This window comes from Dolomitihabitans soli, assembly GCF_022213955.1.
GTDB lineage: Bacteria > Actinomycetota > Actinomycetes > Streptosporangiales > Streptosporangiaceae > Streptosporangium_A > Streptosporangium_A soli.
In genome coordinates this window covers 1-13490 of the sequence record NZ_JAKNTW010000049.1, presented here as the reverse complement: position 1 = coordinate 13490, position 13490 = coordinate 1, and the positions used below count along the sequence as shown (strand labels likewise).

Annotated in this window: 10 protein-coding genes; 4 read left to right on the top strand and 6 right to left on the bottom strand. The window is 68.8% G+C overall.

All coding sequences use genetic code 11. The annotated features are described in order from the left end of the window. Positions 1-15: 15 nt before the first annotated feature. The 3 genes from MBA17_RS47130 (at position 16) to MBA17_RS50100 (ending at position 2679) form a co-directional block, all read left to right on the top strand. Positions 16-1200, top strand: coding sequence for a CaiB/BaiF CoA transferase family protein (locus MBA17_RS47130; protein ID WP_238505436.1), 1185 nt, complete (start codon positions 16-18; stop codon positions 1198-1200). Then, entirely contained in the window at positions 1190-2071 is an 882-nt protein-coding gene (locus tag MBA17_RS47125; protein WP_238505435.1) for an HpcH/HpaI aldolase/citrate lyase family protein, read from the top strand. Before MBA17_RS47130 ends, MBA17_RS47125 begins: the two co-directional genes overlap by 11 nt. 476 nt (positions 2072-2547) lie before the next feature. Further along, on the top strand, positions 2548-2679 hold the full coding sequence (locus tag MBA17_RS50100; RefSeq protein WP_274387018.1) for a hypothetical protein: 132 nt from the start codon (positions 2548-2550) through the stop codon (positions 2677-2679). A gap of 24 nt (positions 2680-2703) precedes the next feature. Here MBA17_RS50100 and MBA17_RS47120 read toward each other — a convergent pair whose 3' ends face one another. From MBA17_RS47120 to MBA17_RS47100, 5 genes are all read right to left on the bottom strand, one after another. Then, positions 2704-3474, bottom strand: a complete 771-nt coding sequence (locus MBA17_RS47120) for an ABC transporter ATP-binding protein (RefSeq protein ID WP_238505434.1) — start codon at positions 3472-3474, stop codon at positions 2704-2706. An 11-nt stretch (positions 3475-3485) separates the two neighbouring features. Continuing rightward, positions 3486-5879, bottom strand: coding sequence for an ABC transporter permease (locus MBA17_RS47115; protein WP_238505433.1), 2394 nt, complete (start codon positions 5877-5879; stop codon positions 3486-3488). Positions 5880-6202: 323 nt separating this feature from the next. Next, positions 6203-6394, bottom strand: a complete 192-nt coding sequence (locus MBA17_RS47110) for a sialidase family protein (RefSeq protein WP_238505432.1) — start codon at positions 6392-6394, stop codon at positions 6203-6205. A 19-nt stretch (positions 6395-6413) separates the two neighbouring features. Then, positions 6414-7451: an LLM class flavin-dependent oxidoreductase gene (locus MBA17_RS47105; RefSeq protein WP_238505431.1), complete on the bottom strand. Its 1038-nt coding sequence runs from the start codon at positions 7449-7451 to the stop codon at positions 6414-6416. A 322-nt stretch (positions 7452-7773) separates the two neighbouring features. After that, the gene (locus tag MBA17_RS47100; protein WP_238505430.1) at positions 7774-8898 is read right to left on the bottom strand and encodes an alkene reductase; all 1125 of its coding nucleotides are present in this window, start codon (positions 8896-8898) and stop codon (positions 7774-7776) included. Between the two features lie 115 nt (positions 8899-9013). Between MBA17_RS47100 and MBA17_RS47095 the strand changes: the two genes are divergently transcribed. Continuing rightward, a complete protein-coding gene (locus tag MBA17_RS47095; RefSeq protein ID WP_238505429.1) occupies positions 9014-12184 on the top strand; it encodes an AfsR/SARP family transcriptional regulator in 3171 nt (1056 codons plus the stop codon). Positions 12185-12565: 381 nt separating this feature from the next. Here the strand turns inward: MBA17_RS47095 and MBA17_RS47090 are convergent, their stop codons facing one another. Next, positions 12566-13336 (bottom strand): P-loop nucleotide/nucleoside kinase family protein, encoded by a 771-nt coding sequence (locus MBA17_RS47090; RefSeq protein WP_238505428.1) that lies wholly within the window; start codon positions 13334-13336, stop codon positions 12566-12568. Positions 13337-13490: the final 154 nt, after the last annotated feature.

Below are 13490 nucleotides of genomic sequence, written 5' to 3'. Positions count from 1 at the left end.
CGAAGGAGTTCTTGCGTGGCCTTTGAACAGTGCGGGCAGTTGCGCGGATTGAAGGTGGTGGAGTTCGCCCACGTGGTCGCCGGGCCGCTGGCCGGCTCCATGCTCGCCGATCAGGGCGCGGACGTCGTCCACGTCGAACCGCCCGGCTCCGGCGACGCCGCGCGCGCGATGGGGCCGACCCGTGATGGCGCTCCGTTGTGGTTCAAGGTCGCCGGTCGCAACAAGCGTTCCGTCACCCTGGACCTGCACGACCCCGACGGCCGCCGGGTCGCCCACAGGCTGGTGGCCTGGGCTGACGTCGTGATCGTCACACTACGGCCCGGCCGCCTGCGTGCCTGGGGACTCGACTGGGAGTCCGTGCACCGCACCAACCCCAAAGCCGTCCTGCTGCAGATCAGCGGCTTCGGAGCCCAGGACGACGCGCCGGGCTTCGGCAAGGTCGGCGAGGCCAGGAGCGGTGTGGTGCACCTGACCGGATTCCCGGACGGGCCGCCCGTCCATACGGGCTTCTCCCACGGAGACGCGGTGACCGGGCTGATGGGCGCCTACGCCGTACTCGCCGCGCTGCACCGCCGCGCCCACGACCCCGGCTTCGACGGCGAGTGGATCGACCTCGCCCTGTTCGAGCCGCTGTTCAGGCTTGTGGAGTGGCAGGTCATCACCCATGACCAGCTCGGCACCGTCCCCGGCAGGTCGGGCAACCAGCTCGCCGTCGCCCCCGGCGCGGTGATCAACACTTACCTGTCGGGCGACGGCGACTGGATCACCGTCACCTCCGCCACCCTGCGCTCGGTGCTGAACGTGGTCCGGCTCCTCGGCCTGCCCGAGGACGACTTCGCCACCACACAGCAGCAGCTCGCCGGCAAGGAACAGCTCGACCAAACGCTGCGCGCGTGGGTGGCGGAACGCGGCACCGCCGAATGCCTGCGCGCGTTCGAGGCCGCCGAGGTGGTCGCCTCGCGCGTCTTCACCGCCGCCGACATCCTCACCGACCCCGTCTACGCCGAACGCGGCGACATCGTCACGGTCGACGACCCCGATCTCGGCCCAGTGCGCATGCAGGCCGTCCTCCCGCACTTTCGCCAGGCGCCCGGACGCATCTGGCGCACCGGGCCCGCGCTCGGCCAGGACAACGACCTGGTCTACCGCGAATGGCTCGGGCTCGACGTCAACGACCTGGAGAAGCGCGGTGTCATCTGATCGCCCTCCGCTGCGGTCGCTGCTGTTCGTGCCGGGCAATCGTACGGACTGGCTCTCCAAAGCCGCGGCCGCCGGTGCCGACGCCGTCATCTTGGACTTGGAGGACGCCGTCCCCTCGGCGGACAAGAAGGCAGCCAGAGAGCAGGTGGCCGCAGCGGTCGCGGAGTCGAGCGACATGGCGATGTTCGTCCGGATCAATCCCCTCGACGGGTGGGCGGCGGCCGAGGAACTGCGCGCCATCACCCACGCCCGTCTTTCGGGGGTGGTCCTGCCCAAGGTGAGAGACCCTTCCGACGTGCGACTGGCCGACCGGATGCTGACCTGGTGCGAGCGTGAGCACGGCCTTGCCGAGGGCCACATCGCCCTGGTGCCGCTGCTGGAGAACGCCTACGCGCTGCGCGCGGCCTACGACATCGCCAGGGCCGCACCCCGCGTCGCCTATCTGGGCGCGGTCACCGGCAAGGGCGGCGACGTCGAGCGGGCGATCGGCTACCGCTGGAGCCCTTCCGGTAGGGAGACCCTGGCCCTGCGCTCGCGCGTCCTGCTGGAGGTCCGGGCGGCCGGGGTGCCCTGTCCCGTCGCCGGACTGTGGACCACCATCGGCGACCTTGACGGCCTGCGCGCCTTCGCCGAGCAGAACCGCTCCCTCGGCTACGAGGGCATGGTGGCCATCCACCCCTCCCACGTCCCCGTGATCAACGACGTCTTCTCGCCCGGCCCCGACGATCTGGCCCGGTACGCGCGACTGGTCGCCGCCGTCGAGGAGGCCCAGGCACGCGGAGCAGGAGCGATCACCTTCGAGGGCGAGATGGTGGACGAAGCCATGGCGGCCAGAGCGCACGCGGCCCTCCGCAATGCGCCACCTCAGTAACGGATCATCCTCGCTGTTGGAGGGGGGCTGGATGCGCTGCGCAGTCGCGAGCAGGAGATCGGGCACGAGCTCGCTGAAATCGGCAGGTCGGCGGGCTGCGTCCCTCCTCCTCTCCCCCGGGCCCGCCACCGTAGGCCGAACGCCCCGTCGCCCCGCGGGAGCGATCAGATGCCAAGGACCTCGACGCTTAGGCGAGGGCGAGGAGTACGGCATGACCATTCGGGAGGGCCCCCGGCCACTGCCAGCCTGGCCGGCAGCGCGCGAACCCTGGTGCCGCCGAGATCGATCGGCGCCCCGTCGTCGGCCTGGCCGCCATCTGGTGCCACCGAATCCAGCAGGGGCAAACCTCCGGCATCCCCGCACGCTGCGGCACGCCGGCCGGACGTCTCTGCCAAGAGATGAGGGGCCAGGGTGCCTGCCAGGGGGACGCGCCGGACCGTGATTGGGGATGTCATCGCGTGTGCGGTCAGGTTCTGATGAACTGGCGCAGCCGTGTGAATGTCGCGCTGTTCGGCGTTGACGGATCGCTGCCAGGCCTGCAGGTCGATCCAGCGGGCGATCGCGGCGTCGATGAGGCGGCGCAGCTCTGCGGGGTCGACTTGTGCTGACGCAGGTGATCAACCAAGTCTCGTTCAGAATCCCATTTTCCTCAGCCACGCAAGGAGAGCGTCCTCGCGTTGCATAGCCTGCTCCTCGCTCCATGTCCCCAGCTCACGGCCGTCGACCAGAAGGCCGTCCCTGAGGTAGATCACGCGGTCGGCCCGAGCGGCGCAGGCGGGGTCGTGCGTCACCATGACGAGGGTCGTTCCCTCGCGGTGCACGTCCGTGAGCGCATCCATGACCTCGATCGTCATGCTGCTGTTCAATGCGCCGGTCGGCTCATCCGCGAACAGGATGGACGGTTCGCAGGCCAGAGCCCGGCAGATGGAGGCCCGCTGCAGCTGGCCTCCGGAGACCTGGGTGATGCCGTGCCGCCCTACATGTGCGATCCCGAATCGCTCCAGGAGCGCGTCGACGCGGGCGATGGCGGTTTCCCTCTCCTTGGGTGCCGCTTTGAGGGCGGGCAGGAGAATATTATCGCGGATGTTGAGGTTGTTCAGAAAATACGCCTGCTGGAAGATGAATCCCATCCTCGTCAGCCGGACGCGGCTCATCTCTGTGTCGCTCAGCGAAGTCAGATCCCGTCCTTCCAAGAAAACATTCCCACTCGTCGGACGGTCCATTCCGCTGATGCTGTAGAGCAGTGTCGACTTCCCGGAACCGGAAGCGCCCATCACGACGAGGAACTCGCCCTTCCTGACGGACATGTCGATTCCATTGATGACCTGGGTCGGCGGATCAGTGGAGTGGTACGTTTTGGTCAGGTCCCGGGATTCCAGCGTGACGTGGTCATCGTGTGACATGAGTGCTCTTATCATCCTTTAAGCCAACCGCTCTTGTCGGCGGAGCGAAGTCGTGCGGTGAGAACCACAGCGCCGAAGTATCCGGCGGCGATCAAAATCAGCGGGAAGGCCACGTAGACGAGCAACGGGTACGGAAGGAACGCGAGATTCGAGATCCCCAGTCCCGCCAAGGAGATGAAGAGGCCGACGAGGGATTCTCCGGCCGTCGCCGCGAACACCAGCCCGAACAATGTCCCGACGGCCACAGAAAGGATGGTCCGGCCCCTCACCTGAGCGATGATTTCGCCAATCGAGAAGCCGAGGGCTGACAGGACTCCCATCTTTCTTCGTTCTCTCGTCAGCCGCAGTTTGAGGAACAGACTCGTGATGAGCACCGCGACACCGACCCCGAAGACGAAGGACAGGACGGCGGCGGATCGGAAGGCGCCGGTCACGTACGACAGCGTCTGCTGGACGTACTCCCGCATCGGGATCACGGTGGCCACCGGAAAACGCTCACTGTAATCGGCCGCGACAGCAGCGGGATCCGCCCCGTCGGCCGCGTTCGCGTAGATCACGTAGCCGGCCGCGCCGGTCGTCGCCTCACCCTGCATCTTGGCGGTGTAACCACCCCTGGTGACGTCCTGATAGATGCCGCTGACGACGATCGCGGTCGACTCGCCGCCCTGGCGAATGGTCAGCTTGTCCCCGGTCGAGAGCTGGTACTTGTTCGCGTTCAAGACCGAGAGTGCGATCTGCCCGGGTTCGGGTCGCTCGCCTTGCAGGAACTCGACCGTGTCACCCGAATAGTCGCCCACTTCGGCGCGCAGGATCTCCCACCCTTCGCCTTGGGTCTCGTACAGCACGTTGGCGAAAGCGCGCACATCCGTCAGCCGGTCATCGCCCTGCATGCTCGAAAGCACGTCCTCGCGTACGGCGTCGATATCATCCGAGAACTGCAGATCAGCGCGCAGGTCGCTCTCCGGAGCCCCCATGTACGTGACGAAGCGGGGACTCTCGAATGTGCTGAGCAGATTCATCGGAAGCGTCATGAGGACGGTGGCGAGGAAGAAGACGATGGGGATCAGGACCCATTGCCCGCCCTCGGCCCGGAGGTCCAGAAACGCCAGGCGTCTGCTGATGCTTCCGCCGCGATACGAGGCGAGGCTGGTCTTCCGAACTCGTCTGGCCTGCCGTTCGGCGCGGCGCGCGGTCTGGCGTTCATCGAGCATGCTGCCGTGGACCAGGGCGTTCACGACCTGGATCTTCTTGACCCCTCGGAGGACACCGCGACAGATGGCGACGACGAACAGATAGACGAGCCCCAGCGCGAGCACCGGCACCAGGATCGCCGTGACGCTGGGCGGTGCCTCGGCGTAATTCGCCTGGATGCCGCGCGTCAGCAGATTCGTCGCGATGACGGCCAGGAGGCCGCCGACGATACACGCGAGGAAGGTCATGACGCGGTACTTCGCCAGATACAGGCGAGCGATCGCCTTGTGGGGAAGGCCGATGGCTTTCATCGCGCCGATCTCACGGACTTCGTCCTCCAGTGTCCCGCGGATCACGAAGCGCAGGTTGAGGAGGGCGATCGCGATGAGGAGAAGGCTCACGAACACCAATGCCACCGCCACCAGGCCATCGCTGAACGCGTTGATGATGCGGATCATCTGGAACGTGACCGCCTGACCGTTCTTCGGCAGGGCCTCATCCGACTCGTACGCGCGCTGGAAATCGGCCGCCAAGGACGGGTCGGCCAGCCGATACTCAGCGATGATCTCGGGCTCGCCGCCGCCGGCTCGCCCCAGTTCCCGGAAGTCTGCCCCGGAGACCAGGAACCGCGTGGCGGAGGACAGCGAGGACGCCATCTGCGCATCGCGCACGAACCCTTGGACGCGTAAGTCCTGGAACCCGTTGTCCGTCCTGATCGCGAGCCGGTCTCCGGCCTGAAGGTCGAATCTCTGCTGGTACGCCACCGGGACGTAGACCTCGCCTTGGGAAGGCCGCGGAATCGCCCCGGTCTCGTCGATCAGAAAATCGAACTCCTCGTTCTGCGTCACGAAGAGGTTGTCGATCAAGCTGTCGGCAAGGTCGCCTGACCCGCCCGTCGCGGGACGGTGCCAGGCGATGGCGGCACTGTCGAAGCCGAGCATCTCTTCGACGAGCCACGCGTCGATCTCTGGGTGCGCCGCGGCGAATCGGGCCAAGGCATCCGGATCGTCATCGCCCTTGTGCATCTGCAGAAAGTGCGGCGGCTTCGCCTCGTCGAAAAGCTGATTGACCGATCCGACCAAACGCTCCATCACCATGGAACCGGTGGCCATCAAGAATGAGCTGAGGACCAGAACCACCACGAGCGCCACATTGACGCCCTTGTTCTTCATCAGATCGTTGTACGCGCTCCGGAAATACAGAGAGTCCTTCATTGCATTACCTCACTGATTTCCTGGCTCGCCGATCCAAGCGAACCTCTATCAATCGCAGGCTCTCCACCCGCGGTCCCCACGGTAGCCAGCCCATCAAGCCTGTAACGGCTGCGCAGGCCGATTCAGGGAAGGGCCAGGGCGATCCCTGAGGACGATCTCGGGGCGATCCCGAGGACGGCACCTGATCGGGTCCGCCCCGGTACGCCAAGCCCGGTGCCTCCCCCGCCCGGGCGGTCACCGCCGAGACGCATCGCGGCGAAGATCGCACCCCGCATCGCCCCGTGGGATTCCGGGAGGACGAGAGCGCTCTCCCAGAACCAGTTCTAGCGGATCTCGTCCCGGAAGCGGGCCGCACCGGCCTCGTACAGGACGCCGATCGCGCCGTTGCCGATGAGCGTCATGTCCGAATATTCGGCATGGTCGTCGTCGATACGGACGCCGCCGTTGCCCACAGTGTTGTTGTAGGTGCGCCAGGTTCCGCCTTCGTCGAAGGACGAGCGGACGTTCATGCCCACCGGCCCGCCGCCGAGCGGCTCAGGTGGTCAGCTTCGCGAACTCGGCTATCTCCGTCGATGGATCGATCACCGGCTGAATGACGATCTCGTTGATCCCGGCTTGTTCCAGAGTGGCGATGCGAGCGAGAAGGTCGTCCCGCGTTCCGACCAGGGCCAGCGCGTCGATCAGCGACGGCAGGATCAGGTCCCGGTCTGCCGGCGCGATGCGCCCCAGATAGTGGGGGTATAGCGCAGTGTGCCGGTCCGGCGCGACGGTCGTGGTGCCCCGCCGGTGGAGGAGTGACCGCACCGCGTCGCGTTCCTCAGCGCCAAGTTCTTCGGCGAACGTGGGTGCATCGGCGGCGAAGGTCAACAGCGACATGACGATGTGACCCGTCGCGTCCCGGACTGCGTCGCCGTAGGGGGCCTCGCCCTCGTCGAGCACGTGCAGCGAGGTCATGACGTAGGAGTCGACGTCACGAGGCGCACCCGCGGCCTGCCCGCGAGCGTGGTGGAACGCGCTCCAGGCCGCAGGATCCAGGAGGCCGAAGGAGATGATGCCGATGCCGCGACGGCCGGCGACGGCGGCGGCCTTCAGACCGGTCGCGGCCACCAGGAACTCGATGGGGTCAGTGGTGTTCACGTGCTGCCCGGCATGCAGGAGCCGGATGTCGCGGACCCGGTCACCCTCGCGGTACTCGACGGTGCCTCCGGCGCACAATTCCTGCAGCCCGGCGGTGAACCTCTCGAGTTCGGCCGTCGTGGCCGGCAGCATTCCCAGGGCGCGCCGGGCGGTGTTGCCGGTGCCGACGCCGCAGATGATCCGGCCTGGCGCCAGCGCGTTGAGGCTGGCGAAAGCGCTCGCCGCAGCCGGTAACGACCGCAACGCCGGTGAGGTCACGCCGACGCCGAGCTTGATACGGCTGGTGACCTTCGCGCACAAGCTCAACGCCACGAACGGATCGCCGTGGAGCATGGGTGTGTCGTAGACCCAGAAGCTGCTGAAGCCCAACTCCTCGGCCTGCGCGGCCAGTTCCTCCACACCAGGTTGTGCAGCGACCACGATGCCTTTGCGCATGATGCCTCCGCCGGTTGATGGACGTTCAGGACCGTGCGATGACCCTGCTCCTCATGAAACAGCCAGGACGACGAGAACACTCGTTCGTCAGACGCCAGACGGATCAATCGCGGCCAGCCTACGTGCCTGACTTGGCTTGACCACCTTCAAGCGACTGACCAGCCAGATCGCTTGACAACTCTGGACAGCGATGGCCGGCTCGGCGAAGTCGAAGGGCGCAAGGATCCGGCCCGGTCAGGCCGAGGCACCCTTGATCGCCTCACACATCTCCAGGGGCGCGACGCTGCCGTACGGCAGCGTGAGGCGATCGAGCGGGAGGCGATCAGACCACGACCGGGTCGCGCTCTTCCTGGGCGGCCAGCACCGGGTAGTCGGTGTATCCGAGCTCGCCACCCCCGTACCAGTGCTCCGGGCGCACCGGGTTGAGCGGCGCGCCGTGACGGAACCGTTCGACCAGGTCGGGGTTGGCTAGGAACGCCCGGCCAAGCGAGATCAGGTCGGCGCCCGCCGCGAGCAGCCGCTCGCCCGCGTGCCGGCCGCCGTCTGCAGGGAACGGGGTCGGCCAGGGCAGCGCCGGGTTGGCGATCAGCACGGTCGGCCAGTCGCCGCGGATGCGGTGGAACAAGGGCTGTGTGGGGTCGGCGAACACGACGTGCAGGTAGGCCAGGCCCGTGTTCGCCAGCGTGTGGACGAGCGCGGGATAGACGCGCTCGATGTCGTGCTCGCGCATGGCGTTGGCCGTGACACCGGGTGCGATGCGCAGGCCCACCCGCGCGGGACCGATCGCGTCGGCGACGGCCTCGACCACCTCGACCGCGAAGCGGATGCGGCCGGCCGCCGAGCCGCCGTAGGCGTCGGCGCGGTGGTTGGTGGCCTCCGAAAGGAACTGGTGGATGAGGTAGCCGTTGCCGCCGTGCACCTCCACCCCCTCGAACCCGGCGTCGATGGCGCGCCGGGCGGCGGCGGCGAAGTCGGCCACGGTGGATCGGATCTCCGCGACGGTCATCTCGCGGGGCACGACCCCCGGCCTGGAGCCGCCAGGGGTGAAGATCGGGTCGGGGAACGCCACCGGCGAGGGCGCGAGCGGCATCAGCCCGGTGGTGTCCGGGTGACCGATCCGGCCGCCGTGCTGCAACTGCAGGAACATCGTGCCGCCCGCGGCGCGCACCGCTCCGGTGACGCGCCGCCAGCCGGCCACGTGCGCGTCGTTATAGATGGCGGGAATGTTGGGATAGGTCTGCCCGACCGCGTTCGGTGTGCTGGCCTCGGCGATGATCAGCCCGGCGGACGCGCGCTGGGCGTAGTACGTCGCCATGATCGGCTCGGGGACGCCGTCGGCTGACGCGCGGTTGCGCGTCAGCGGCGCCATCACCAGCCGGTTGGGCAGGTGCAGGGCGCCGAGCCTGGCGGGTTCGAACAGGCGGGAGGTCAACGCTGCGCTTGACATGGTCATCGTCCGATCTCTCATGTTCTGTGGCAGTGACGACTGTGCTCCTGAGCGCTTCGGAGTGCCTGATGGTCCGCTGATGGTCCGCCGCCCGGCCCTGTGTACGGTGGCCACTGTGCGGTTCGGAGTGCTTGGTCCACTGATGGTGCAGGACGACGAGGGCCGGCCGGTCAAGGTCCTCGAAGTCAAGGTCAGGGCGCTGCTCGCCGATCTGCTCGTGCACGAGGGGCAGCCGGTCGCCGCCGATCGGCTCATCGACGACCTGTGGGGGGCGCAGCCGCCGGGCAACCCCGCCAACGCCCTGCAGGCCAAGGTCTCCCAGCTGCGCCGGGCTGTCGGCCGCGACCGCGTGGCCTACCAGGCGCCGGGCTACCTGCTGCGCCTCGGCCCGACCGACGAGGTGGACGCGGACCGGTTCCTGGCCCTGGTGGCCGGGGCCCGCTCCGCCGACCCGGCGACGCGGGCCGCGCTGCTCACCGAGGCGCTAGAACTGTGGCGCGGGCCGGCGTACGCCGATTTCGCCGACGAGGAGTTCGTCCGCGCGGCGGCGCACCGCTTGACCGAACAGCGCCTCGCCGTCGTGGAGGAGCAAGCCGAGACCCGCCTGGCCGCGGGCGACCACCTCCTGCTCACCGGGGAGCTCGCCGGTCTGGTGGCCCGCCATCCGCTGCGTGAACGGCTGCGCGCCGTCCAGCTTCGGGCCCTCTACCTGGCCGGCCGCCAGAGCGAGGCGCTGGCCTCGTACGCGGAGCTGCGCCACCGGCTGGCGGACGAGCTCGGCGTTGACCCCAGCCCGGAGCTGGCCGCGCTCCACCAGGCGATCCTGCGCCAGGACGCGTCGCTCGGCCCGTCTCCTGGCGTCCCTGATCGCCCCCTGACGAATCTTCCCGCCCAGCTCACCGCCCTGGTCGGGCGCCAGCATGCCCTGGAGGAGGTCGACAGGCTCCTCGGTGGCGCCCGCCTGGTCACGCTGATCGGGCCGGGCGGGGTGGGCAAGACGCGGGTCGCGGTGGAGGTCGCGACACGGGTCGCGGCGCGAGCGCCGCTGGAAGGCTCGTCGCGGGGGCCGCGCTTCCCCGATGGGGTTTGGCTGGTCGAGCTCGCCGACCAGCGCGGGAGCGTGGCCGACCTCGCGCAGGCGGTCGCGGCCACGCTCGGCCTCAGCGGAGACGTCCCGGCCGGCCCGCCTGGCCCCGGTACGGCCCGGGCGCCCGCCGACCGGCTCGCCGCCGCCCTGCGCGCGCGCCGGATCCTGCTCGTGCTCGACAATTGCGAACAGGTCATCGAGCCGGCCGCCGAGCTCGCGGATCTGCTGCTGCGCACCGCGCCGGGGGCGGGCGTCCTGGCCACCAGCCGAGAGCCACTCGGCCTGGCGGGCGAGACCCTGTATTCGGTCGAGCCGCTCCAACCTGACGACGCGATCCGGCTGTTCACCGAGCGGGCCACCGCGTCCGCCCCGGGCTTCGCTCTCGACGGCGAGACCCGCGAGGCGGTGGCCGAGATCTGCCGCCGCCTCGATGGCATCCCACTCGCACTCGAACTGGCGGCGACCCGGGTGCGGGGCCTGGGAGCGCGGGAGCTGGCGGCGCGGCTCGAGAACCGGTTCCGGGTGCTCACGGGCGGACAGCGGGGGGCCCCGGCACGGCAGCAGACCCTGCGGGCGATGATCGACTGGAGCTGGGAGCTGCTCAGCGAGCCGGAGCGGGTGGTGCTGAGCCGCCTGGCCGTACCCGCCGGCGGTTGCACACTGGACGCGGCCGAGGCGGTGTGCGCGGGGGCCGGAGTGCCCCGGGAGGAGGTGCTCGACCTGGTGACCCGCCTGGTCGACCGGTCCTTGGTCGTCATGGCCGACGGCCCGGCGGGGCCGCGCTACCGGCTGCTCGAATCGGTGGCCGCGTACGCGATGGAGCGCCTGCGCGAGGCGGAGGAACTCGCCGGGGTCCGCGAGCGGCATCTGCGCCACTATCTGAACCTCGCCGAACAGGCCGAGCCCCTGCTCCGCGGCCCACGGCAGCAGGCGTGGCTTGACCGCCTCGACGCGGAAGCCGCCAACTTCCGGTCGGCGCTCCAGGAGGCGGTCCTACCTGATGCGGCCGCCCGGCTGGCCACCGCCCTCTGCTGGTGGTGGCTGCTGCGCGGCCGGCTGAGCGAGGGCCGCCGCGCCCTGTCGGCGGTGCTCGCCGTCGCCCCTGAGGCCGCCGAGCTGCGCGTGCTGGAAGGCGCGTTCACGCTGCTGACCGGCGACCGCTCCAGCCCACGGCCGTCGCCGCCCTCCGGGATCGACGTCCCGGTACGGCGGGGCCGGGCGTTGTGGCTGCACGCGTACGGCCTTTTTCACGCCGGGCTCCCGGACGCCAGCGAGGAGGTCAACGCCCATGCGCTCGACCTCCTGGCCGCCGATGAATGGGGCACCGCGGCCGTACTCGGGCTGCGAGCCATGAACGCGCTGGCTCGTGGCGACCTCGACGCCGTCGCACGGGACGGCCTGCGTAGCGCCGCGCTCTTCCACGAGCTCGGGGACCGCTGGGGCGAGTTGCAGACCGTGTCACCGCTCTCCACGCTCGCCGAGATCAAGGGTGACTACACCGAGGCCGCCCGCCGCCAGACCGAAGGGCTGCGCATCGCCCAGGAACTGGGGCTGGCGGCGGAAGTCGCCGCCCGCCACTCCGGGCTCGGTCGGCTGGCGCTGCTCTCCCATGACTGGGATCGTGCCCATGACCTGCACGAAAGGGCCCTGCGGCTGGCCGTGGAGCAGGGCTACGTCTACGGTGAGGTGCACGCGGTCATGGGGCTCGCCCTCGGGACCCGCCGTTCCGGCGACCTCGACGCGGCGGAGACGTACCTGATCCGGCTCCGCGACGAGCTCATGTCCTCGGCGGCCGGCGAGCACCTGCTGCTGGTCGAGCTGGGCTTCACCGCCGAGCTGCGCGGGGATGCGGCGCGCGCCGCGGACCATCAGCTGCGCGGCCTGGAGGTCGCCCGGTCGATCGGGGAGCCGCGGGCAGTGGCCCTGTCCTTGGAAGGACTGGCGGGCGCGGCGGCACTGTCCGGGGACGCGGGCCGAGCCGAGAGCGCGACACTGCTGCTCGGCGCGGCGGACGCGGCGCGGCGAAGCGTGGGCGCGCCGCTGCCGCGTGCCGAACGTGGTGACGTGGATCGGATCATGGCGGTGACGAGAGCCGTCCTGGGTGAGGCCGCGCACGCCGAGGCGTTCCTGCGCGGCACGAAACTGACCCCGCAGGAGGCCGCGCGCCTCGCCGGGACTTGGCTGTCCGACGCGCCTTGACCGCGCACTCTGAGTGGCTTGGCCATACCGGCGAGGATTTCGCGGACGCCCAGGGTCTGCACCCCTGCGGCACGCGCGGAGCTGCCCCCGGAGGCGATCACGTGGGCGCCTGTCCGTGGCTCGCCAGACACAGGATCGACCACCAACGCCGACCGCCGAGGCAAGGCAGCCATCACCCTCCAGTCCGCAAAACTCGGTCGTACAAGGCACTACTGCCAACTTCAGTGCCGTCCTGCCAACTTCACGGGGCCAGACAACAACGAATGTCTGGACGCAGCGAAGATGACAGTGGGACCTGCTCCTGACCTGGGCACTGTCACTTCGATGGGTTTCGAAATACCGGTGTTTGCGTCATCGAGGTTGGCAGTACCCAGCCGAAGATCAACTGTCTAAACGTGTGCGAGTGTCGCCAATCCCCGCCTTCGTCGCGACGACCTCGGCCACCTGTTTCGGAAGGAGAGCGGAGGTGTCGACTACCTTCGCTTCGCGCCGCAGCCAGGGAAGGGCTTTCTGGTATTGCGGAAGGTGCTCCAGCCGCCACTGGCGGGCAACGGTCTCGATGAGGTCGGTCTCGATGCGGTGGGCAAGGGTGTCACTGTCGGTGTGTAGCAGGAAGTGCCGGAGGGGAATGCCAGCCTTGTCCAGGCCTGCACGAATCTCCGTCCAGTACTTCTCGATCAGGACCGTCTGGGGGATGACGAGCACTCCACCGAGATAGTCCAGCAGGTGGGTGGCCGTCTGGACGACCAGCCCTCGCCAAGGGGGCCAGTGCTGGAAGTCGCCGACCCGCGGCAGGCTCTGCACGTGACGCAACATAAAACCGACTTGCTCGGCATCGAAGATCGTTGCCGTCGGCACGATCTCGACGAGTTCCGCTGCGGTGGTTGTTTTGCCTGCGCCGAAGGTTCCGTTCAGCCAGATGATCATGCAAAGGAGCCTATAGGTGTCGGCGTACACCTCCCGCTGCGGAGGCGAGTACGCGTAAACGTGCACAGCCCGATGGCGGTTAGCCGGGTGGCGGTGATGTGGCTTTGACGGCGTGCCGAACTTGTTGCCGCTTTCGCTGTTCCGGACCGTCAGCGTTCCGGTGGCGGCCGAGAAGATGTCGGCCACGCCGTCGGAGTTGAAGTCCGGCGTGGCCGATCCACTCATCGCGGCTTAACCCGGGTTCTTCGCGTGGGTGAGGGTCTCCCAGGCCAGGAAGCGCGAGGCACCGACCGGGCGCTTCTGCTTCACCCACGTCTCGGCATAGGGAATGTCGTATCCGAGACGCTGGTGCAGCGCGTTGTAGCCGACTTCGAGGTTC